The 23,069-nt window shown below is 64.7% G+C and carries 18 protein-coding genes; all 18 read left to right on the forward strand.

All coding sequences use genetic code 11. The annotated features are described in order from the left end of the window. Positions 1-64 precede the first annotated feature (64 nt). Positions 65-1,042: an AAA domain-containing protein gene (locus GC162_18195; protein MBI1370572.1), complete on the forward strand. Its 978-nt coding sequence runs from the start codon at positions 65-67 to the stop codon at positions 1,040-1,042. 24 nt (positions 1,043-1,066) lie between these two features. Continuing rightward, entirely contained in the window at positions 1,067-1,975 is a 909-nt protein-coding gene (locus GC162_18200; GenBank protein ID MBI1370573.1) for a DUF58 domain-containing protein, read from the forward strand. Then, positions 1,972-4,056 carry a hypothetical protein gene (locus GC162_18205; GenBank protein ID MBI1370574.1) on the forward strand — a complete coding sequence of 695 codons (2,085 nt, stop codon included), beginning with the start codon at positions 1,972-1,974 and terminating at the stop codon, positions 4,054-4,056. Before GC162_18200 ends, GC162_18205 begins: the two co-directional genes overlap by 4 nt. After that, on the forward strand, positions 4,053-6,299 hold the full coding sequence (locus GC162_18210; protein ID MBI1370575.1) for a hypothetical protein: 2,247 nt from the start codon (positions 4,053-4,055) through the stop codon (positions 6,297-6,299). The genes GC162_18205 and GC162_18210 overlap by 4 nt, the downstream gene beginning before the upstream one ends. A gap of 12 nt (positions 6,300-6,311) precedes the next feature. Beyond that, positions 6,312-9,122, forward strand: coding sequence for a hypothetical protein (locus GC162_18215; GenBank protein MBI1370576.1), 2,811 nt, complete (start codon positions 6,312-6,314; stop codon positions 9,120-9,122). Further along, positions 9,119-9,793 carry a DUF4159 domain-containing protein gene (locus tag GC162_18220; protein MBI1370577.1) on the forward strand — a complete coding sequence of 225 codons (675 nt, stop codon included), beginning with the start codon at positions 9,119-9,121 and terminating at the stop codon, positions 9,791-9,793. Before GC162_18215 ends, GC162_18220 begins: the two co-directional genes overlap by 4 nt. An 80-nt stretch (positions 9,794-9,873) precedes the next feature. Continuing rightward, positions 9,874-10,434 (forward strand): sigma-70 family RNA polymerase sigma factor, encoded by a 561-nt coding sequence (locus tag GC162_18225; GenBank protein ID MBI1370578.1) that lies wholly within the window; start codon positions 9,874-9,876, stop codon positions 10,432-10,434. Further along, entirely contained in the window at positions 10,427-11,944 is a 1,518-nt protein-coding gene (locus tag GC162_18230; GenBank protein ID MBI1370579.1) for a hypothetical protein, read from the forward strand. Before GC162_18225 ends, GC162_18230 begins: the two co-directional genes overlap by 8 nt. A gap of 51 nt (positions 11,945-11,995) precedes the next feature. After that, on the forward strand, positions 11,996-14,515 hold the full coding sequence (locus tag GC162_18235) for a hypothetical protein (protein ID MBI1370580.1): 2,520 nt from the start codon (positions 11,996-11,998) through the stop codon (positions 14,513-14,515). Continuing rightward, positions 14,512-15,273, forward strand: coding sequence for a prepilin-type N-terminal cleavage/methylation domain-containing protein (locus GC162_18240; protein ID MBI1370581.1), 762 nt, complete (start codon positions 14,512-14,514; stop codon positions 15,271-15,273). Before GC162_18235 ends, GC162_18240 begins: the two co-directional genes overlap by 4 nt. Positions 15,274-15,613: 340 nt before the next feature. After that, entirely contained in the window at positions 15,614-16,996 is a 1,383-nt protein-coding gene (locus GC162_18245; GenBank protein MBI1370582.1) for a response regulator, read from the forward strand. A gap of 142 nt (positions 16,997-17,138) precedes the next feature. Continuing rightward, the gene (gene ispF, locus GC162_18250; GenBank protein MBI1370583.1) at positions 17,139-17,627 is read left to right on the forward strand and encodes a 2-C-methyl-D-erythritol 2,4-cyclodiphosphate synthase; all 489 of its coding nucleotides are present in this window, start codon (positions 17,139-17,141) and stop codon (positions 17,625-17,627) included. A 166-nt stretch (positions 17,628-17,793) separates the two neighbouring features. Next, positions 17,794-18,804 (forward strand): DNA polymerase III subunit delta, encoded by a 1,011-nt coding sequence (gene holA / locus GC162_18255; GenBank protein ID MBI1370584.1) that lies wholly within the window; start codon positions 17,794-17,796, stop codon positions 18,802-18,804. A gap of 426 nt (positions 18,805-19,230) precedes the next feature. Further along, positions 19,231-19,956, forward strand: a complete 726-nt coding sequence (locus GC162_18260; GenBank protein ID MBI1370585.1) for a hypothetical protein — start codon at positions 19,231-19,233, stop codon at positions 19,954-19,956. A 158-nt stretch (positions 19,957-20,114) separates the two neighbouring features. Continuing rightward, entirely contained in the window at positions 20,115-20,660 is a 546-nt protein-coding gene (gene pyrR, locus GC162_18265) for a bifunctional pyr operon transcriptional regulator/uracil phosphoribosyltransferase PyrR (protein ID MBI1370586.1), read from the forward strand. Next, positions 20,657-21,634 carry an aspartate carbamoyltransferase catalytic subunit gene (locus GC162_18270; GenBank protein ID MBI1370587.1) on the forward strand — a complete coding sequence of 326 codons (978 nt, stop codon included), beginning with the start codon at positions 20,657-20,659 and terminating at the stop codon, positions 21,632-21,634. The genes pyrR and GC162_18270 overlap by 4 nt, the downstream gene beginning before the upstream one ends. Then, entirely contained in the window at positions 21,597-22,205 is a 609-nt protein-coding gene (locus tag GC162_18275; GenBank protein ID MBI1370588.1) for a guanylate kinase, read from the forward strand. Before GC162_18270 ends, GC162_18275 begins: the two co-directional genes overlap by 38 nt. Before the next feature lies 1 nt (position 22,206). Next, a complete protein-coding gene (locus tag GC162_18280) occupies positions 22,207-22,917 on the forward strand; it encodes an NAD(P)H-hydrate epimerase (protein ID MBI1370589.1) in 711 nt (236 codons plus the stop codon). The last annotated feature ends 152 nt before the right edge of the window (positions 22,918-23,069 follow it).

The raw sequence follows: 23,069 nt of genomic DNA on the forward strand, positions 1-23,069 counted from the left end.
GCCCCTTCAACCGGGAGCACACGTGAGCACCGCACTACCTTCGATCGACCCGTCCGACGTCGCCCTGCTCAAACAAGCCCATGACGGCTGCCAACGTCTCACCGCCGAGATCGGCAAAGTCATCGTCGGACAGGACGCCATCGTGCGCCAGCTTCTTTCCGCGGTGTTTTGCGAAGGGCACGTGCTCATCATCGGCGTGCCGGGGCTGGCCAAAACCCTGCTTGTCAAAACGCTCGCCGAGGCCCTCGGCTGGACGTTCAAGCGCATTCAGTTCACACCCGACCTGATGCCCGCCGACATCATCGGCATGGAACTGCTTCAAGAAGATCCGACCGGCGGGCGGCATTGGCAATTCATGCACGGGCCCGTCTTCGCCAACCTCGTCCTCGCCGACGAAATCAACCGCACGCCGCCCAAGACGCAGTCCGCCCTGCTCGAAGCGATGCAGGAGTACAACGTGACATCGATGGGCAAAAGTTACCCGCTCGCCCGGCCGTTCATCGTCGTCGCCACGCAGAACCCCATCGAGCAGGAAGGCACCTATCCGCTGCCCGAAGCGCAGCTCGATCGGTTCATGCTCAGTTTGTGGATCGATTACCCGTCGCGCACGGAAGAGGAGGACATCGTCGCTCAGACGACTTCGCCGCGCGACGTGTCGATCGAGCGTGTGTTCACGCAGGAGCAGATGATGGCGCTGCAGCAACTCGTGCGGCGGATGCCGGTGGGCAAGCATGTAGTCAAGTACGCCGTGGCGATCGCGCGGGCGACCCGGCCGGACGATGCGGAGGCGGGCGACTATGTGAAGCGGTACGTCGAATGGGGGGCGGGGCCGCGGGCGGGGCAGAACCTGGTGCTGGCGGGCAAGGCGCTGGCGGCGCTCGACGGTCGGCCGGCGGTGACGAGCGAGCACATCCGTCAGGCCGCCGAGTCGGTGCTGCGTCATCGCGTGTTGCCCAACTACAACGCCGCCGGCGAAGGCATCCGCTCGCAGCAGATCATCCGCCACGTGCTCACCGAAGTGCGCGAGCCGGCGTACGCCTGATTCGCCCGGCGGCGCGATGCGATCATGAACGAACTGACCCACAAATATCTCCGCCCCGCTGATCTGCGCCGCCTGCGCTATGTGCGCTTCGCCGCGCGCCGCCCCATCGAAGGCCGCTACGCCGGGCGACACGCCTCGCCGCAGCGCGGACAGAGCGTCGAGTTCAACGACTACCGACCCTACATGCCCGGTGACGAACTGACCGCGATCGACTGGAAAGTCTACGGCCGATCCGATCGCCTCGTCGTCAAACGCTTCGAGCATCAGACCGACCTGAGCGTGCATCTGCTCGTCGATGCCTCCGCATCGATGGCCTACCGAGGCGACGGCCCGACCAGGACGCTCAGCAAGTATGACCAGGCCGCTCACCTCGCCGCCGCCATCGCCTTCCTCCTCACCCGTCAGCAGGACAAGGTCGCCTTCGGCATCGCGCGTCACGGCCTGCGTCATTATCACCCGCCCGCCGGGGCGCTGACGCATGTCATGAACATCCTCACTGCCTTGGAAAAGACCCAGCTCGGCGAGCGGGCCGACCTGCCGGACGCCATCGCGCGCGTGACCGCCCTCTCGCCCCGCCGCGGGCTGCTCGTCGTGTTCAGCGATCTGCTGGATGATCGTGACGAATCATTGCGGGCGCTGTCCGCCTTCACAGCGCGCGGCGGCGAAGTCATCGTGTTTCACGTGCTCCATCCCGACGAGCTGTCGCTCCCGGACGACAACGCCGCCATCTTCATCGACGCCGAAACCGATCAGCGTCTCACGCTCAATCTCGATGATCTCCGCGACGCCTATCAGCAGCGCATGCGGGCGTTTCTCGATGCGTGGTCCGCCGCCTTGATTGGTCGCGGCATCGACTACAACCTTGTCAGCACCGCCGCCGACTATCACGCCGCGCTCGAGCAATACCTTTTCAAGCGAGCCGCCCGTACATGAGGATGCTCGCCGTCATTTCGCTGACTTCACCGCTGATGCTGCTGGGCGTCAGCGCGGCGGCGCTGCCGCTCATTGCGCATCTACTGAATCGCCGGGCGCGGCGGCGCATCGTGTTTCCGACGCTGGTGCTCCTCCGCGACGCCGCCGCCGATCAGTCGAAGCTGTTTCGCATGCGGCGTCCGCTGCTTCTGCTTCTGCGGGCGCTGGCGGTCGCGCTGATCGCGATGGCCTTTGCGCGTCCCGTCTGGCTCGCCGCCGCCGATGCCGACGCGGGCGACGGCGCCTCCGTCGCGCTCATTCTCGACGCCAGCGCCTCCACCGCCCAAATCGCCGCCGGCATCAGCGCCGTCAGCCAGATTCGCGCAGCCGCCCTGCGCGTGCTCAATGATCTGACGCCCGGCCTCGATCGCGCCAATCTCATCATCGCCCGCGCTCGCCCCAAACCCGCCTTCGATGAGCCGATCCTGAACATCGAGGCGCTTCGCGACGATGTGAACAAGCTGACGACGACCACCGAGCGCGCCGACTTCGCCGCCGCCATCGACATGGCCGCCACTTCGCTCGCGGCGCGCACCGGTCCCCGCCGCATCGTCGTGATCAGCGACCTTCAGCACACCAACTGGGCCGATGTCGCCGTCAAAGTGCCCGCGCCGATTACGCTTTCGATCATGGGCGTCGCGCGGGACGACGCGGCCAATATCGGCATGTCGCATCTGACGCTCGTGCCCGCCGAACCGATTGTCAATAGACCGGCTCAGGCCAGCGCCTCGCTGTCGAACTACTCCGCCGCCGCGCGAACGACGCTCTTGCAATGGCGCGTCGATGATCAGCTTGTCGCCTCGACGAAAATCGAGCTTGCCCCATGGGAGCAGCGCGATGTCGTGACCGATCTCATGCTGCTTTCACCGGGGTTTCATCGCATCGCCGCATCCGTCTCGCCGGACGATTTGCCGAGCGATGATTCGGTCGGCCTCGTCGTCGAAGCGGTCGATCGCGTGCCGATCGTCGTCGTCGGCGATGATGATCCGTCGCAGCCGGACGGGAGCAGCTACTACCTGCTCCGTGCCCTGGCGCCGCGCGGCGACGCCACCGATGCGCTGCAGGTGACCCATCTTCGTTCCGACGCCGTGTCCGACGTGACATTGCGCAGCGCTCAAGCCGTGCTCATCGGCGACGTCGGCCCCCTGCCCGAAACGGCGGTCCGGTCGCTGGTGAACTACATCCGTCACGGCGGCGGCGTGCTCCTGTTCGCCGGGCCCGGCCCTGTGGCGGCCAACGTCCAGTCCCTCGCGGCGACCGCCCTGCCCGACGGGCTCACGCCGTTCGCGCCGCTGACGCTGCGCGAGGATGCCCTCGTGCACATCGACGAAGGCAAATGGTCCCGCCCGCCGCTTGATGTCTTTGATGAACTGAGCCAGCTCGCCATCAGCCAGTTGCCCATCACGCACACTTACGCCGCCGGTCCGCTCGCCGCTGACGCCGCCGCCCTGCTCCGCTACGACGATCGCACGCCCGCCCTCGCCGAAATATCCCTCGGCGACGGCCGCTTCATGCTCGCCAATTTTTCGCCTTCGCCGCGCTTCGGCGATCTGGCCCGTCGCGGCGTCTTCGTCGCCTTGATGCAGTCGCTCGTGAATCATCTGCGCCCGAAGCATCTGTCCAATGACACCCGCCTCGCCGGACAACCGCTTTCGATCACAATATCGCATCCGTCCTCGCGCTTTACCGCGCTCGGCCCCGATGATCGCACCGTTCCCATTCAGGTCGTCAGCACCCTCGGTTCCGCCACGCTCACGCTTCCCGACGCATCTCAGACCGGGTTCTACACGATCTTCGACGGCGAGCGGCCGGTGCACTACCTGGCCGTCAATCCCGATCCGCGCGAGAGCGATTTGCGGCAAAGCGACCCGCGGGTGCTGCAGGCGTCACTCAAAGCCGGGGGCGCGGCCGTCGCCGTCAATGGCGCGACCGACGATGTGCCGCTGGAGCTGCGCGGTCGGCCGCTGTGGTACTGGTTCGTCCTCGCGTCGATGGGCGTGTTCGCCGTCGAAATGCTACTCTTGCGGAAGTACAGCCGATGATGCTCGCGCCGCTGGACATCCTCTGGCGCCCCGCGCTGGCTCCCTTGCATGTCGCGGTGGTGGTGCTGGTGCTGGCGGCCCTGGCGGCGTGGATCTACATCCGTGCGGCGCGCCGCATGCCCCTCCGCGCCGCCCTGCTGGGGTTCATGCGCCTGATCGTCATCCTCGTGCTGGGCGCGATTCTCCTGGGCCCCAGCGTCCTCCCCGCCGTCACCACCACGCCGGCCCGCCCGCGCCTGAGCATCCTCCTGGACGTCTCCGGCTCGATGCTCACACAGGATCGCGATCAGCCGCGGACGCGCCTTCGCAACGCCATCGACGACTACCTCAACGCCGACGAATTGACGCGCCTCGGCGATCTGTACGACCTTCGAATCTCCACCTTCGATGAATCGGTGCGGGCGATCACCAAGTCCGCGCTGACGGGCAACGATGCGTCGCTCGACACGGGCAAGCGCACGGACTACGCGCAGGCGCTGACGCAGACGCTCATCGACATGTACGGCGGCGAAGGGGCCGATGCGCTGCTGCTCATCGGCGATGGGCACGATTCGCAGGACGCGCCGATGGAGCCGGCCATCGCGCTGGCGCAGTCCAAGAAGATCGCGATTCATGTCGTGGCGGTCGGCGATGCGACCACGCCGCGCGATCTGGCGCTCGTCGCCCTGCCCGCACAGGAAGTGCTTTTCACAGGCGAACCGGGGCGGATCATCGCAAAAATCTATCAGACGGACATGGATGGCGCGTCGACGGTGCTGCATGTGAACGGGCCCGGTCTGCCGGGCGGCGCGATCGTCAGGAAGATCACGTTCGATGCCAAGGCGTCGATCGCCGTGCCGATTCCGATCATGCCCAAGGAGCCGGGGCTTTACGAGTACAAGCTGCGCGTCGAGCCGGCCGACGGCGAAACGATCACCAGCAACAATGAGCAGAGCGTCTTCGTGCAGGTATCACAGAAGATGGTCAAGGTGCTATTGCTGGAGGGCGAGCCGTTCTGGGATACCAAGTTCCTGGCCCAATCGCTGCGGACCGATCCGCGCGTCGAGCTGACGCAGATCACGCAGGTCTCTCCCGAGCGGCGCGAACAGATTGTCACGCGCGGCGGCGATTCGTCCGTCAAGATGCCGGCCTCGGCGGACGCACTCGCGCCATACGACATCGTCGTGCTGGGTCGAGGGATCGAGCGGCTGATCGACCCGGCGAAAATGAACATGTTCCCCGATTACGTTGCGCGCGGCGGGCACATCATCTTCGCGCGCGGCCGGGCGTACGATCCGGTCACGCCGGCGGGGCATGATGCGGAGGCGTCGCTGGGCGTCATCGAGCCGGTGCATTGGGCGCCGGGGCTTTTGCATGATCAACCGCTTTCGCTCACGCCGGCGGGCGCGAGTCATCCGGCGTTCTCGTTCGCGGGCGTGGCGGCGGAGGCGGACAAGGTGGTGCAGGCGTTGCCGAATTTGTCGGTGGTGTTGCGTACGGCGAAGCTCAAGCCGGCGACGATCACGCTGGCGGGCATCGGCAAAGGCGCGAACATGCAGCCGGTCATCGTCACGATGGACTACGGGCGCGGGCGCGTGATGGCGGTGCTGGGCGAGGGGCTGTGGCGATGGAGCTTTCTGCCGCCGGGGTCGGAGCAGTACCGCGGTGTGTTCGATGCGTTCTGGTCCAACAGCGTGCGGTGGCTCGCTTCGGGCGGGGAGATGGAGCCGGGGCAGCAGATCGCGATGAAGCTGGGGCGATCATCGGTGCGCCTCGGCGACACGTTGAGCGTCGATGTGACGACCCGTTTCAATCCGCCGGCGGACTTTGAGCCGAAGGTCACGCTCACCGACCCGGCGGGCAATGCGCAGCATTTGTCGCTCAAGTCGACGGACGGCGTGGCGACGCGCATGACGGCGACGATCGAGCCGCGGGCGGCGGGCGTGTGGTCGGTTCGGCTTGACGCGCCGGCGATGGCGAAGGAGCCGATCGTACGGAAGTTCAACGTGTACGATGTCGATCTGGAGCGGTTACAGAGCGGGGCGCGGCCGGCGGTGATGCGCGATCTGGCGGAGCGGACGGGGGGCATGTTCATCGCGGCGGGCGAGCGGGTCGATCTGGCGGACAAGCTCGAAAGACAGATGGCGGCCAAGCGCGTTCCGCCGCGGGCGGAATATGTGTGGGATGCGCCGTGGCTGCTCGCCACGCTGCTGGTCTGGGCGGGACTAGAATGGATCGTCCGGCGACAGAGCGGCTGGCTCTAGCGGAGTACGGCGATGAAAGCGGCGACGCTCGAATCGGTGCTGCGGAAGACGAACGCGATGGTGCGCGGCCTGGACATGCTGCGCGCGGCGGGGTTGGTCACGGCGGCGCTGATGGGGGCGTTCCTGCTGGCGGTGGCGATTGACGCACTGATGGGACTTGAAAGCTGGGGGCTCATCGGACTCGACGCCCTGCTCATCGCGACGGCGGGTGCGGCGACGGCCTATCTGATGCGAAGCGCGATGCGTCATGGTTACGACCGGCGGCGCATCGCCCGGCTCGTCGAAGAACGGTTGGGCCTGGCTGACAATCGACTCATCAACGCCATCGACATGGACGCCCCCGACGGCGCGACAAGCGAAGCGCTGCGGCGGATGGTGATTGGCGAGGGCGAGGCGGCGGCGCGCGTGGTGAAACCGGGGTGCGTCGTGAATCGCCGGCCGATGAAGCGGGCGATGCTGGCGGCCAACGGGTCGGTGGCGGGGATGCTCGTGCTCATCATGCTCGCGCCGCGCGTGTTTTCGACGGTGTTGCCGCGGCTGATGAATCCGACGGCGGACCTCCCGCCGTTTACGCTCGTTCAGTTCGACGTGGCGACCGGACCGGAGCACATCTACTACGGTCATCCCGCTTCGATCACCGCCAAGCTGGGCGGCCCCCTCGTGCCGGATCAGGCGAGCGTCGTCTTCGTCGACGGCGACAAGCGGACGCGCGCGGCGATGCTGCGGCGGGACAAGAACGTGTTCGTCCTGCCGATCGACCGCGCGACGAATTCGCAGGTCTTTTTCGTCGACACGCCCGAGGGACGGTCAGGGAAATACGAACTGAAAGTGCTGCCCACGCCGATTGTCGAGAAGGCGACCGTCACGCTCGCATATCCGCTTTACACGACATGGCCGACGACGACGCAGGCGCTGGGCGAAGCGGGCATCAAGGCGCTTGTCGGCACGCGCGCGACGCTGACGCTTTGGGCCAATCTCCCCTTGCGGGAAGGATCATTGACGCTGCGGGCGGCGGCGGGCGAGGTGAATCTCACGCTGCTGCCCACGCCGGGCGATCCGACGACCGTCAGCGGATCTTTCGAGATCACGCACGACGGGTCGTACACGATCGCGCTGACCGGGGCGGACGGCGCGCCGGGCGAGGGGACGCTGACGGGCGTGATCAAGGCGGTGCCGGATGCGCCGCCGACGGTGCAGCTCATGGAGCCGGACCTTCGGCTGGTCGCGCCGGTGGGTTGGAAAGTGCCGGTCAAAATCGGGGCTTCGGACGATGTGGCGATCGATCGGGTGATGGTGCAGGCGCGTCTGGGCGATCGGGAGCCGGTGATCGAAGCGATGGCGATCGAGCGTCGCGGACCGACCTATGCGACGGGTGCGTCGTCGCTCGATCTGGACGAGCTGGACGCCGCGGCGGGCGATGTCATTTATGGGTTCGGCACGGCCTTCGACAATTTCCCGCCGACGCCCCACTCGACCGACACGCCGATCTTCGAGATTCACGTCATCAGCAAGGCGGAATACGAAGAGCGCGCCCGGCAGGAAGTGCGGGCGGACGAAGTGCTCAAGGAACTCGAGGGTCTGATGAGCCAGATGCGGCGGATCGAAGCGATGCGCGACACGCTCATCAAGGACATGGAAACGCTCAAGAAGAAGATCGACGCTCAGGGCGGCAAGCCCACGGAGGAGGACAAGAAGCAGCTCGAAGCGATCGGGAATCGGCTCGAGGACTACAAGAAGCAGTCGGAGGAACTTGCGAAAAGGATGGCGGAGCGGGCGAAGCAGGATCCGCTTTACGATTTCGAGAAACCGGTGCAGGAGGAGCTTCGGCAGAGGTCGGAACAGTTGGCGCAGCAGGCGGCGACGACGCCCGATGCGTCGGATCTGGACCGCGCGATCCGGCAGCTCAAGCAGCATCGACAAATGGAGGATGCGCAGCGCGAGCAGCACGAGCGGACGGCGGCGGAGATGGAGAAGCTGCGGCTGGCGGATGCGATGATGGGGCAGTCGGAGCGGATCATGTCGATCGCCGAGCGTCAGCGGGAACTGGCGGAGAAGCTCGCGGCGTTCAGCGAGACGGACGAGCCCACGCCGGCGCAGCAGCTTCGCATGTACGAACTGAGCGAGGATCAGCGGGCGCTGCGGCAGGAACTGACCGATGCGGTCGACAAGCTGGAGGCGGCGGCGAAGGCGTCGGTGACGAAACTGCCGAAGATGTCCGACAGCGCGATCGACATCGTGATGACGATCCGCGATCTGGACATCGCCGGCGATCAGAAGAATGCGGAGGAACATGCGGCGTTCGGACAGGGATTCGTCGCGTCGCTGGCGGCGGACAGCGCGGCGAAAAAGCTCGAATCGCTCCTGTCCGATTGCAAGAGCATGAGCCAGTGTCAGAGTGACGATCTGGACGGGGCGCTGAACATGTCGCGCTCGGCGCTGGGTCAGTGCCTCAGTCAGATGGCGCGGGCGCGGCAGGGACGCAGCAGCGGCAAGGGCTCCGGCTCCGGCGCGAATGGGCAAGGGGGCACGACGGCCGGGAGCAGCGCGTCGACGACCGGCGGCAATGGCGAACCGCGGCTCGTCGGTCCGTACACGAACCCCAATTCGACCCGGCCGGGCGCGAAGAAACTCAACGACACGCGCAGCTTCAACGAGGTCGGCCGATCGACGACGACGCAGGCGGCGGGCGAAGGCCCCGAGAAATTCGACCCGGACGCGCGTACGCTTGAGAGGACGACGAACGCGGCGACATCGGGCGTGCCCGCCCCCTATCGCCAACTGGCCGAGGACTACTTCCGTCGACTCGCGGAGGATCATCCATGAAGCGATCGCTTCTGAGCTTGGCCGCCCTGCTGTGCGTTCTGACGGCGGCGCTGGCGGCGGAGAACGACGGACACGAGGATCGACCGGGTGTCGTGCGATGCGCGAATCTGATCTACGGCGACAACAAGTCGTCCGTGTGCTTCTCAGACCATTTCCTGGCGGACGTACAGCAACGGACGAACATCTGGACGGCGCAGCATTTTGACATGGTGCGCATGGAGAGCGAGGATTTATTTGCGCATCCGTTCGCGGTCATGAGCGGCAATGGCGAGTTCACCTTCACCGAAGCACAGCGCAAATCGCTCAAGCAGTATCTTGCCGGCGGCGGATTCCTGCTGGCGTCCGCCGGATGCAGCGCCCCGGAATGGAACGAAAGCTTCCGCCGCGAGATCGGCGAAGTCTTCCCCGATCTGAAGCTCGAGCCCATCCCCTTCAAGCATCCGATCTTTCATACCGTCTACGACATCAATGAACTGCCGACCAAGTCGCGGTCCGTGCAGGCGACGCTCTACGGTCTGACGATCAACGGGCGGATCGCCGTCGTATTCAGCCCCGAAGGACTCAACGATACGGCCAACGCCGGGGGCAACTGCTGCTGCTGCGGGGGCAACGAGGTGAAAGTCGCCCGGCAGGTCAACGTCAATCTGCTCGTTTACGCGGTCAGTCACTGACCGGCCGCCGAAGTTTGGCATTTTGAGGCCGAAAAAAAGTCAAAAAATATTTTCGCGGCCCTGTACAAAGCGCCCCCGCGATGGTCATAGGCCCATTGAGAGGCATTTCCATGGGCATGAGCCGACAGGACGTCGTTCGCATCGGTTTGCGTGAGCAGGATCGCCTGCTGGCCTATATTCACGCCATCGTCAACGACGATCACGCCGCGGAGGACGTGTTTCAGGAGACTTTCGCCGCCGCGATCGAACAGTGCATCGCCATCGCCGATGAGCACCATCTGGTCCGCTGGCTTCGCGTGACCGCCCGCAACAAATCCAAAGAAGCCATCCGCAAACTCGTGCGTCAGCCCCGCCGCCTCGATGACGATGTGATCGACCGGCTCGAAGGCCATTTCGATGAGCTTCCGGCCAACGGAAGCACGGACACGATGGACGCCCTGCGTCAGTGCATGGATCAGCTCGCGCCGAACATCCGCCGGCTCGTCGAGCTGCGCTATCAGGACGACCTGTCGGGCCAGAAGCTCGCGGACGTCGTCGGCCAAAAGCTCAATACGGTGTACGTCACCCTCAGCCGCGCCCATCGCACGCTGGCCAACTGCGTGCGGCTGCGCCTGGCGGACATGGAGAAGCGCCATGTCTGAACAGCTCTACGAACTTTGCCTGCGCTATCGCGACGGTCTGCTCGATGACGCCGACCATGCGGCGCTGCAAGACCTCCTCCGCGAAGGCGACGAGGCGCGGCGGGCGTTCGTCGAAATGCTTTATCAGATGCGCGTGATGAAGCGGATGCACGCGGTCAAGGCCAGGACGGCGACCGTGCCGGCGCGTCGGCTGATGGTCTATCCGCGGCGGCGGGCGACGTGGTTCGGGATCGCGGCGGCGATCGTGCTCATGGCGGCGCTGGCGGTGATGTATCGCCCGCTGGGCGACGCAACGAAGACGGATTTGACGCGCGTGCGCTCCGTGGCGGTTCTGACGCAGATGCACGACACGGCTTGGGGACAGGGGTCGATCGTCAACGCCGACAGCCAGCAGGGCGACCAGATTTCGACGGGCCTGATGCGTCTCGAATCGGGCTCCACGCAGGTGCTCTTCAACAGCGGTGCGGTCGTGGACCTGTGCGCGCCGTGCAATATGCGCATGACCGATCAGAACCGGGCGAGTCTCGAATCCGGTTGGCTCAGCGCGTATGTGCCCGAGCAGGCGCGCGGGTTCACCATCGACCTGCCCGGCGACTGGTCCGTCCGCGATCTGGGTACGCAATTCGACGTTGTGCGGACCGCCGACGGGAACGTGTACGGCTACGTGCGGCAGGGCCTCGTCGAAGTGCGGCACGAAGACAAGTACGCCACATGGGTCAAGGCCGGCGACGGATGGAGCATCACCGGCGGCGACACGCTGGGGAAATTGGATGTGGACGATGCGCGGACCTGGACGCTCGTCCGCACGGGCCGGGCGATGCCGACGACGCCGGTGCGCGTGGGATTGAGCGTCTGGTACCGGTTCGATTTGAATTCAGCCGACGACTATGCCGTGAACCTGATCGGTCCCAGGTACGCCGGTGACGCGGCCTTCGAAAACGCCCGGATGACGGAGGTCGACGGCATGCGGGGGCTGCGCATCGCCAGCGGGGCGGATCTGGTGGCGCTTCCGATTCGCGACAGCTACAAGGCCTGCACATTCGCCGTGCGCGTCCGGCTCGATGCCCTCGGCCCCGACTTCAACGGGCTGCTCATGAGCGACAGCGGCGGGTCCCGCGTGCACTGGCAGATTGAACGCAATGGCGACCTGGTTTTCGATCTCGCCGGCGATCATCGCTACGCCTTCCCCGACGCCGTCACCGCCGATCAGCTTCACAAGTGGATGCACCTGGCGATGACGTACGACACGGAGCACGGACTCATGCGCGCCTACCGCGACGGCCAACTGATCGGCGAGCAACCGATCGCGCACGCGGTGCGTGTCCAGCCCGGCGCGGCGCACATCGGCGGATGGCTGCCGGAGTCGAGCCAGCCGCCGGCCCAGCGCGCGCTGCTTGGCGCGATCGCCGAGCTGGCGATCTACAACCGCGCTCTGAGCCATGAAGAAATTCAGAAAATCGCGGCACCGGCGCCGCGTCCGACGCCGGCGAAACCGGCAAATCCAGAATGAGTCTCACCGAGAGCGAGGCCCGAAATGAGAACCCCGAATGGAGAATCAGTCATGCGTATCACCCGACAAATCACGACCCTGTCCGCCCTGCTGCTGACCGCCCTGACCGCCGCCGCGAATGCGGATGTCATCACCGACATCGGCTCCATCTCGCTGCGCTTAAAAGCCGGCGACCTGGCGCTGAGCGACGGCGCGTCCGTGTCGGCATGGGGCTCGCTCACCCAAGGCAGCGCCGCCAAGCAGCCGATCTTCGTCGCCTCCGATTCGCAGTTCAACGGCCAATCCGTCGTGGACTTCGACGGCGCCAACGGACAGGCCAACGGCGACTATCTCGCCGCCGCCGGCGCCAACGTCTCCGCAAGAACGATCTTCGTCGTCACCAACGCTGAAACCGGCGGGTCGCTCAAGGGCGTCGTATCCAATGGCAATGATCAGTTGGACATCCGCCTCAACGACACCAGCTTTTACCGTTCACCCGGTCATGGCCAGGACGGCAACGATTTCTCCGGCGCCGGCGGCACCGGTACCTTTGCCATCAACGGTCACATCGGCGACCCCTACGTCGTCAACACGCCGCACATCGTCACCTCCGTCGCCGCCGCAAACCAGAACTATGCCACGTTCGCCTTGGGCAATGGAAAGGACGCGGATTCCCCGTACAACGGCCGCTTCTTCGACGGCCAGATCGCCGAGGTCATCATCTTCAATCGCGTCCTGACCGCCGACGAGAACTACACCGTCCTCGACTACCTGCGCAGCACCTACGCCGTCAACGCCGGTCACTTCCGCTCCGGCCTCATCGGCGGCGACTCGACCGACCCCGAGAACAACGGGGCCGCCGATGCGAACGTCAATTACAACGCCACCTTCTTCTCCAACAACAAGCCCGGCTTCGGCGCCCCCGAGCAGTCGTTCAACGTCTTCGACAATCGCACCGGGCCGACGAGTGACAAATGGTGCTGCGATGGCGTAAGCACGCCCAGCGAGGGCTTCCTGTTCGTCGGCGCGACCTTCGCCTCCGGCGGCAAGCTCGACAAATTCACCGTCACCTCCAGCAATGACACCCCCGCCCGCGATCCGATCCACTGGCTCATTCAGGGCTCCAACGACGGCACGAACTGGACGACCGTTTTCGAACAGAACGCCGCGACGACGATGTGGACCGGCCGAAGCCAGACCATCGAGTTCGACGCCGGCATCGACTACGCCGTGACCGACTACTTCATCAGCTACCGCTACGTCGCGCTGGCGACCGGCGGAACCCAGCACGCGCTGGGCGAACTGGAGTTCTTCCTGATCCCGACGCCCGGGGCGCTGCCGGCGGGGTTGGTGTTGCTGGTGCTGATCGTGGCGCTGCGATTCCGCGGCGTGCGTCGCGCCGCTTCGGTGACCGCCGCGATGGGCCTCGCCTTCGTCGCTTCGTCCTCGACCTTCGCCGCGCCGACGAATCTGATCGTCAACGGTGAATTCGAGACGCCCAACGTCGGCGCATCGTTCAGTCAGGTCAATGCCGCCACCGTGCCGGGCTGGAGTACCGACGCCAATGACAACAAGCTGGAAATCTGGGCGCAAGGATTCACGAGTTCACCCACCAACGGCACCGACGGCAATCCGACCGGCCAACACCTGGAGCTCAACTCCTCGCAGGCCAACGTCGACAACTGGCAGATCGTGACCAACGCCAACGATGTCCGCGGCGATCTGGCCTTCGACTTCTGGCAGCGCACCGCCGGCGACCCGGTGACCTACACCGTGACCGGCTCCAGTTCCGGCGTCATCGCCACCGGAACGACAAGCGGCGGGTCCACCTCCGTCTGGACCCGTGTTCAGGTCGCTGCGCTTCAAATCGATCCGGGTGAAACCATTAAAGTCGCGCTGAAAACTTCCGGACAGGCCCACGTCGATCAAGTCACCTATGGCGTCCACCGCGCCGTGCCTACCAACGCCTCCGGCACGGATGTGCTCATCGACGAACTGTTCAACGGTTCCTCCCTGCCGACTTCGACCGGCGTCTCGCCCCACTGGTTCGACACCACCGGCGGCACCTTCGAACTCTACAATTCCTCCGGCGCCGGCGCCCGTTCCGTCAGCTCGACCTATGACCACGACAACGATGCGGCGACGACAGCGATCAACATCCGCGGCGGCATCGAAGTCAACGACTCCGCCGGCCAAGTCACGTTGACCGCGGAATTGACGCTGCCCAACTCGTTCGACGTCACGCAGGCCGGCTTGCTCGACTTCTTCGCCTCGTATCGCCTTCCCGGCTCCGGCCAGGCCACGCCCACCGTCAAAATCGTCAACATCACCGACAACCGCACCATCCTCGCCGCCACGAACATCACCTTCAACGGCACCGCCTCCGTGTGGCAGTACAACAGCTTCAACCCTCTGTTCCTCGCCTCCGATTTCGGTGATACGATTCAGGTGCAATTCTTCGGCGGCGGGTCCAACGGCGCCAACGGGCTGGAGCTGTCGGACGTCGTCTTCGCCGTCGCCGCCCCGACCCCGGCCGCGCTGCCCGGCGGATTGGCGCTGATCGGACTGGTCACGATGCGTCGTCGCAAATGAATACAACACCCACCCATCTCGAAACGTATTCATGTGCGGGGCGCGATTCGCACCGCGCCTTTACGCTCATCGAACTCCTCGTCGTCGTCGCCATCATCGCCCTGCTCATCGCGATCCTGCTCCCCTCGCTCACCAAGGCGCGCGCCATCGCCCGCATCACCGCGTGCAGCTCCCAGCAGCGGCAGATCATCATCGCATGGGCCATGTACGCGCAGGACAACAAGCAGGAACTCGTCGGCGCCGAAACCAGCGTCGCCAACGCATGGGCCCGCAGCTCCAATCCCGACAAGCTTCAGAACATCCTCGACGGCAAACTTTACAAATACATCGGTCAGACCAGCGTCTACAAATGCCCTTCCGACCGGCGCAACATGAGCTTCAACGGCACGACCTACGTGCCTTGCCCGCCCTATTACCGCAGCTACTCGTTCAGCGAGTACGCCGGCGGCGATACGCCGCATTTCTCCATCACGCGCATCACCGGGTTCAAGCAGCCGGCGCGCACGATGGTCTTCCTCGGCGATCAGGACCCGCGCGGATCCAACACCGGGTCATGGGTCATCCCCGCCACCGGCGGCAACTGGACCGACTGGCCCGCCACCTGGCATCTGGACGGCGTCAACATCGGCTTCGCCGACACGCACGTCGAATACTACAAGCATCGCGATCCGTTCACGATGGAGATCACCTGGTTCTTCACCCCCGCCCCCGGCAGCGCCGACCTGCTCTACTTTCAGTCAATCTATTGCCCCAAATAACCGACGACGGACTTTCGCCCGCCGCAAAATCTGCACGGGTCCGACGTGCGCGGCCGATGGTGTTTCATGTGCATCACGCACATCACATCGAGGCGAACATCATGCAACGCACCACACAACGTCGGCCCCGCCGGCCCAAGAACGGGTGACCACATGGGCATCGTCCTGCTGAGCACGTATCTGGCGGCCTGCTATCTGGGCGGCGGCTATCTGCTGTTCCGCATCGTGCAGACCCGCATCGGCACTTCGGACGCGGTGCATCGGACCGGCGAACCCATGCATTCGCCCCGCTGATCGCGCCCACTTGCCAGTTCCGCGACGGCGCCTACAGTAGTGGGCGATGAGTCAGCCAAGCGAACCAGTCAGTGCTCAGATTCTGATCGTCGACGACGAAGTCGCGCACGCCGAGGTCATGGCCGAAGCGCTTCAGCGACTCGGCCACGTGTGCACCCTCGTGCACGACTCGACCGCCGCCGCGGATGAACTGCGGCACGGGGCGTTTGACGTGATCGTGACGGACCTGGTGATGGACGGCGAGGATGCGGGCATGAAGGTGCTCAAGGTCGCCGCCGAGACCCAGCCCAATGCCGAGGTCATCATGGTCACCGCGCACGGCGACGTACCCACCGCCAAGGCCGCCCTCCGCGGCGGGGCCTACGACTTCATCGAAAAGCCCCTCGACCTCGACGTTTTCCGCAATCTCGTCAATCGGGCGGCTCAGACCGTTATCCTCCGCAATCAGAACACCGAGCTCCGCCAGCAGGTCGACGAACGCTTCGGCCTGCAAGGCATCATCGGCCACAGCCCCGCCATCCAGCGCATCCTCACCACCGTCCGACAGGTCGCCGCCTCCGACATCCCGATCCTCATCACCGGTGAATCCGGCACCGGCAAGGAACTCATCGCCCGCGCGATTCACGCCAATTCCAACCGCGCCAAAAAACCCTTCAAGCCGCTCAACTGTGCCGGCCTCTCCGCTTCGATCCTCGAATCCGAACTCTTCGGACATGTGAAGGGCGCCTTCACCGGCGCCGAGCGCGAACGCGAGGGCGTCTTCGAGTACGCCGACGGCGGGACGCTCCTGCTCGACGAAATCGGCGACATGCCCATGGACATGCAGGCCAAGCTCCTGCGCGTGCTCGAAAGCGGCGAAGTCGTCCGCGTCGGCGACAATGCCCCGCGCCATGTCGATGTCCGACTCATCTCCGCCACCAATCACGATGTTCAGAAGCTCATCACCGATGGAAAATTCCGCGAAGATCTCTACTTCCGCATCCGCGGCGTCGAGATCCACCTGCCCCCGCTCCGCCAGCGCCGCGAAGACATCCCGCTTCTCGTCCACAGCTTCATCGAACGCTTCGCCAAGACGATGAACAAGCCCGTCCGCAACATCAGCGAGCCGGCGCAGATGGCACTGATGCAGTATCCCTGGCCGGGCAATGTGCGGCAGCTTCTCAACGTCGTGCAGAACATGGTCGTCATCGCCGACGGCGACACGATCGAACTGCATCATGTCCCGCCGGAGATTCGCGCCGCCGGCGACGCCGCCGCATCGGGCGATTCGCTCGACGGCCTGGCCGGCCTGAGTCTCGAACAAATCGAAAAACAAGCCATCCGCAACACCCTCCGCATGACCGGCGGCAATCGCGAACAAGCCGCGAAATTGCTCAACATCGGCGAGCGGACGCTGTATCGGAAGCTCAAGGAATATGGTTTGAAATGAGAATGACCAAGGACCAAATCCCAATGACCAATGAAGGAACGGCCTGCGGCCTTTCATTTTGACATTGGGACTTTGAACATTCCCTTGGTCATTGGTGCTTGGTCATTGGTCATTTGCCCTTCATAGAGACTTCACTTTGTCGATCCCTCACCAACCTTACCGCATCGGCCACGGCTTCGACCTGCACCGCCTCGAACCCGGGCATAAGCTCATCGTCGGCGGCGAGCAGCTCGAACACGATCGCGGATGCGATGCGCACTCCGACGGCGACGTCGTGTATCACTCGGTCGTCGACGCGATCCTCGGCGCGCTCGGGTTCGATGACATCGGGCAGCTTTTCCCCGACAACGATCCGAAGTGGAAAGGCGCCGACTCCGTCATCTTCGTCGAAGAAGCGGTCAAGCGCATGGAAGCCGCGGGGTATGCGATCGGCAACATCGACATCACCGTGATCCTGCAGCGCCCCAAGCTCAGCCCGCACAAGGCAAAGATCAAATCGAACCTCGCCCGCCTGCTCCATTGCGATCTCTCGCAGGTCAACATCAAGGGCAAGACCCACGAAAAAGTCGACTCCCTCGGCGAAAACCGCTCGATCGCGTGTCATGTCGTCGTGCTGCTGGTCAAGTCGTAAACCCCCGCCCTTGAGGGCGGGGGCTGGGGGAGGGTGAGGCGTATCAGTCAATTCAGCTTCCGCATCGATGCGATCGCAAACGTGGACTGATGTGTCTTACCCCCACCCCGCCTCCCCCTGGAAGGGGGAGGAGTAAGAAGCCCGACGCTTCGTGTAGAATCACGCCATGGCCCGACGCTCCACAGCCAAATCCTCCGGCCCGCCTGCGTTCACCGGCGCCGAGCGCGTCGTCGTGTTTCACGGCAAGCAGGACTTCCTGCGCACCTATTACCTTCAGCAGCTTCGCGCCGCCATCGAATCCAAGACCGGCTCGGAAGTCGAGACCGTCCGCTGCGACGGCAAGACGGCTTCGCTGTCCGATGTGTTCGACGAGCTGCGCAGCTTCGGGCTGATGCAGCAGCATCGCATGATCGTCGTCGACGCGGCGGACGAGTTCGTCAAGAACCATCGCGAGGCGGTGACGCGCTATGTGGATTCGCCCGAGGATACGGCGACGCTCGTCCTGCGGGCGGACAAGTGGAACAAGGGCAACATCGACAAGGCCATCGAAAAAGTCGGCCAGTTCGTCAAATGCGACCCGCCCAGCGAGGCGGACACGATGAAATGGACCGTCGCATACTGCAAGAAGAAATACAGCGTCGCCATCGAGCCCAACGCGGCGCGGACGCTGTTGGAGCATGTCGGCGTGGACCTGGGTCGCATCGACAGCGAGCTGGCCAAGCTCGCGGCAGGCGTCCCGGCGGGCGGGTCGATCACGGCGGAACAGGTCGATGTGCTCGTCGGCCGGGCGAGCGACGAGGCGGCATGGGCGATTCAGGAAGCGGTGCTCTCGGGGAACGCGGCGGCGGCGATGACGAAACTGCACGAATTGACGGATCTGGCGAAACAGGCGGACGTGCTGGTGGGGTATTTCGTGGCGGACTTGATGCGCAAGCTTTGTCAGGCGACGGCCATGCTCGCCGCCGGTCAGGGCGATGCGAGCATCTGCGGGACGCTGAAAATGTGGGGCGACCGCTCGCGGCCGTTCATGTCGGCGGCGCGCCGGCTCGGACCGCACCGTGCGGCCAAGCTCTTCGACCAGATCGTCTCGCTCGACCAGCGGGCCAAGTCCGGTTTCGGCGATCCGACGCGGAATCTTGAGCGTTTTGTCGTGCAGTTTGCCGATACCATCAAATGAAGTAGACTACGATCTGACGATCGATTCGACCTCGAACCGCCCGCAGGATGCAACAGGGCGACGATGCGGAGGCATCTCATGTTCGATATCCCCTTCCGATGTTTCGTGCCCGCCGTTTTGATCGCGCTGCTTTTAGCGGCGTGTCAGACGACGCCCCCGCCGGCCAAGCCCGCCGCGCAGGCCACGCCCGCTCAGAAGCTCAATACCGATGCGGATCAATTTGCGCAGCGCCTCGAGAATGCACCGCCGCCGCGGCAGAACGTCGAGGTGAACTGGACGACGCCCGCGCCGAACAGCGGCGGTGATGCGGCGAACCCGAATCTCAAGAAGGCCGACCCGTCCACGCCCAAGACGACGGCGCCGGAGAAACCCGCCGAGCCGGCGACCGCCCCCGCGCCCGTGGCGACGGCGAAGGAGCCCAAGGCGATGACGCCGGCGCAGATGATCGAGGCGCTGGATGCGCAGTTGCGCGCCTCGGCGTCGAGCGGGAGCGACGGGCTCAAGCCGTACATTTCGGATGCGGCGCTGACGCTGCTGGACCCGCGGCGTGAGCTGACGGAAAAGGACATGGCGTCCCTGAAGCCGGAGGATCGGCAGATCGTGCTCGCCTATCAGCGAGCGTTCACGATGCTCGGCCGCTCGCTGGGCAAGAGCCCGGAGGAGGATCGCCAGAATCTTCAGATCGCCGCGGATGAACTGCTCGAACAGTTGCGCTCCGGCCACAAGACGCTCAAGCTGCTCAACGCCAACCTGTGCACGCGCGTCAACGGCTACGGCGTCTTCACGCCGTTCAAGTCCAACACGTTCCTCGCCGGTCAGGAGCAGCGCGCGATCGTGTATGCGGAGTTGGAGAACTTCAAGCCGCGCATCGACTCGGACGGACTTTACGAAGTGAGTCTCACGCAGCAGCTTGTCCTTTACAATCAGGCGGACGGTTTGCCCGTGTGGCGCATCGCGCCGACGGAGATCATCGACCGCTCGCGCAATCGCCGCCGCGACTTTTTCATCATCCAGGTCGTCGCCCTGCCCGCGCGCCTCGGCGTCGGCAAATACAACCTCAAACTCACCGTCACCGACCAGATCGGCCAGGCCGTCGACGAAGTGCAGATCCCCATCAACATCGTCGCGGATGCGAAGCTGATTGATGAATGAACCCATGAGGAGCGTTTGCGTTTGATCCCGATTCTCATGAGGCGGGGGGACTTAAGTCCCCCCGCCTGTCACAAATCGACGGCCCATCCCCAAGTCGTGCGCGTGTTTGGCGTCACCCGCCGGGTCGGCTACGATGGGCAACTCGAAAGGTATGGTTCATGCGTGTGATTGCGGATGAAAAGCAGGTGGCGGAACTGGTCGCCCGGCTGGCGCGGGAGCTTGAGGCGGCGATGAAGCAGTCGGATCGTCCGTGGGCGATCGTCGGCATTCGGAGCCGGGGCGATGTGCTGGCGGAGCGGCTGGCCAAGCGCGTCAAGGTCGATTATCTGGGGTCGGTGGACATCGCGTTGTATCGGGATGATCTGTCGGAGGTCGGGCCGCAGCCGGTGGTGCGGACGACGGAGATCGATTTTCCGGTGGACGGGACGAACATTCTGTTGGTGGACGATGTGCTGATGAGCGGGCGGAGCGTGCGCGCGGCGATTCAGTCGCTCTTGGACTTCGGTCGGCCGCGGTGCATCAAACTGATGGTGCTGGTTGATCGGGGCGGGCGGGAGCTGCCGATCGCGCCGGATTTTGTCGGGCAGCGCGTGGCGATGGATTCGGACGAACTGGTCGAGGTGCGGCTGGCGCCGACGGACCCGGATGACGAGATCGTGATGTTCCCCCGGCCGACACGCAAAGCCGCGGAGGGCCGGCCATGAACGCCAAAGCCGCGCCCTATGTCTGGCCTCACAAGCATCTGATCGGCATCGAGCAGCTTTCCGCCGCGGACATCCGCTTTCTGTTCGAGACGGCCCGGGGCTTCGAGGCGGTGTCGACGCGAAGCATCAAAAAAGTTCCGGCGCTGCGCGGCAAGGTCGTGGTCAACCTGTTCTTCGAACCGTCCACCCGCACCAAGAGCAGCTTCTATCTCGCCGCCAGCCGCCTGAGCGCCGACACGCTGGACTTCTCGTCGAGCGGTTCGAGCGTCAGCAAGGGCGAAACGGTCGTCGACACCGCGCGGAACATCGAAGCGATGGGTGTGGACATCATCGTCGTGCGTCACAGCCAGTCCGGCGTGCCCAAGCTGCTCGCCGAGTCGGTCAACTGCTCGGTCGTCAACGCGGGGGACGGACAACATGAACATCCCACGCAGGCGCTGCTCGACATGTACACCATCGCGCAGCGCTATGGCCGCACCGACTTCGATCTGAGCGGGCTGACGGTCGCCATCGTCGGCGACATCGCGCATTCGCGCGTCGCCCGCTCGAACATCATCGGGCTCAACAAGCTGGGCGCGAAGGTGCTGCTCGTCGGTCCGCCGACGCTTGTCAGCACGGCGTTCGAGAAGCTCGGCTGCGAAGTGCATTACGATTTCGATTCGGTGCTCGATCGCATCGACGTGGTGAACATGCTGCGCGTGCAGTTCGAGCGGATCACCAGCCAGGCGTTCCCGTCGCTGCGGGAGTACTCGGCGGTGTTCGGATTGAGCGCGGCGCGGCTGGCGCGGATGAAGAAGAATGTCGTCGTGATGCACCCGGGGCCGATCAATCGCGGACTCGAAATCGAGTCGGCGGTGGCGGACGGGCCCAACTCGGCGATTTTGCAGCAGGTCACGCACGGGTTGGCCGTCAGGATGGCGACGTTATTTTTAGTGCATGGAGCGCAATATGCGGGAGTCATGGGAAATGAGTGAGGCGCGCGGGTTATTGGTGGTGATTTCCGGGCCGTCGGGCGTGGGCAAGACCACGATCACGCACAAGCTCGTCGAGCACCTCGGGGCGGTGTTCAGCGTGTCGATGACGACGCGGCCCAAGACCGCCGCCGACACCGAAGGCGTCGATTACTACTTCGTCGATCTGCCGCGCTTCGAGAAGGCGATCATGGACGGCGAACTGCTCGAGCATGCGAAGGTGTTCACGAACTACTACGGCACGCCGCGCGGCCCGGTCGTCGAGAACCTCGCCGCCGGTCGGGATGTCATTCTCGAGATCGACGTCGAAGGCGCGATCCAGATCAAGGCCGCCCTGCCCGAAGCTCTGTGCATCTTCGTGAACCCGCCCAGCGAGGAGGAGCTTCTCCGTCGCCTGCGCGCCCGTGCGCGGGAGGACGAGACGGTGATTCAGCGGCGCTTCAGCGAGGCGAAGCGCGAGATGAAACAGGCCCGCGAGTGCGGAGCGTACGATTACTTCATCATCAACGAAAAACTCGACGCCGCGGTCAGCGAGGCCTGCCGCATCGTCAGCCAGCATAAGCAGCACGTCTGACATGGCCCCCGAAGCGAACCCGATGGTATTCACCCGCGAGCAGGCACGCCGCATTGACGGCGCGGCGATGGAGCACTATGGCATCCCCGGCATCGTGCTGATGGAAAACGCCTCGCGCGGGCTGGCGCTGCAAGCGCTTCGCATGCTCGGCTGGCCGGACATTCGGCCCGAGGCGCATGTGCTCATTCTCTGCGGCGGCGGGAACAACGGCGGCGACGGACTTGCCGCCGCGCGGCATCTGCACAACGCCGGCATCGGCCTGACCATCGTCCTGACCCATGACCTCGGCTCCTACAAGGGCGACGCCGAAATCAACCTCAACATCGTCCGCATGATGAACCTCAACATCGTCGAGGCCGCCGACGATCCGCTCGCCGCGCTCGTCCATGAGCCGCCGTGCGATCTGATCATCGACGGCCTGCTCGGCACCGGGCTCGCCAGCCCCGTCCGACCGCCGCTCGACAAGGTCATCGCATGGGTCAATGAACAGGACACGCCCGTGCTCGCCATCGACATCCCCTCCGGCCTCGATTGCGACAGCGGCGAGCCCCTCGGATGCGCCGTCCGCGCGACCGCCACCGTGACGTTCGTCGGCGTCAAGCGCGGGTTCCTGACCGCCTCGGCAAGGCCCTACCTCGGCGATGTCACCGTGACCGACATCGGCGTCCCCCGCGAACTGATCGAACAACTGGGCCAAGCGATGCCCCGCTGACCGCCCGACCATTTTAAATCCGCTCCCCTGCCCTCCTTATCGCGAAAGAAAATCTGCCGTTTTCGGCATTTTTCCGTTGGTGTTTGGACCGCGATCCGTTAAATTGGAGGTGATGAAAAAGCGTATTGGCAGAACGAGATTCAGCACATTTT

The sequence above is a fragment of the Planctomycetota bacterium genome (assembly GCA_016125255.1).
Classification (GTDB): domain Bacteria; phylum Planctomycetota; class Phycisphaerae; order Phycisphaerales; family Zrk34; genus RI-421.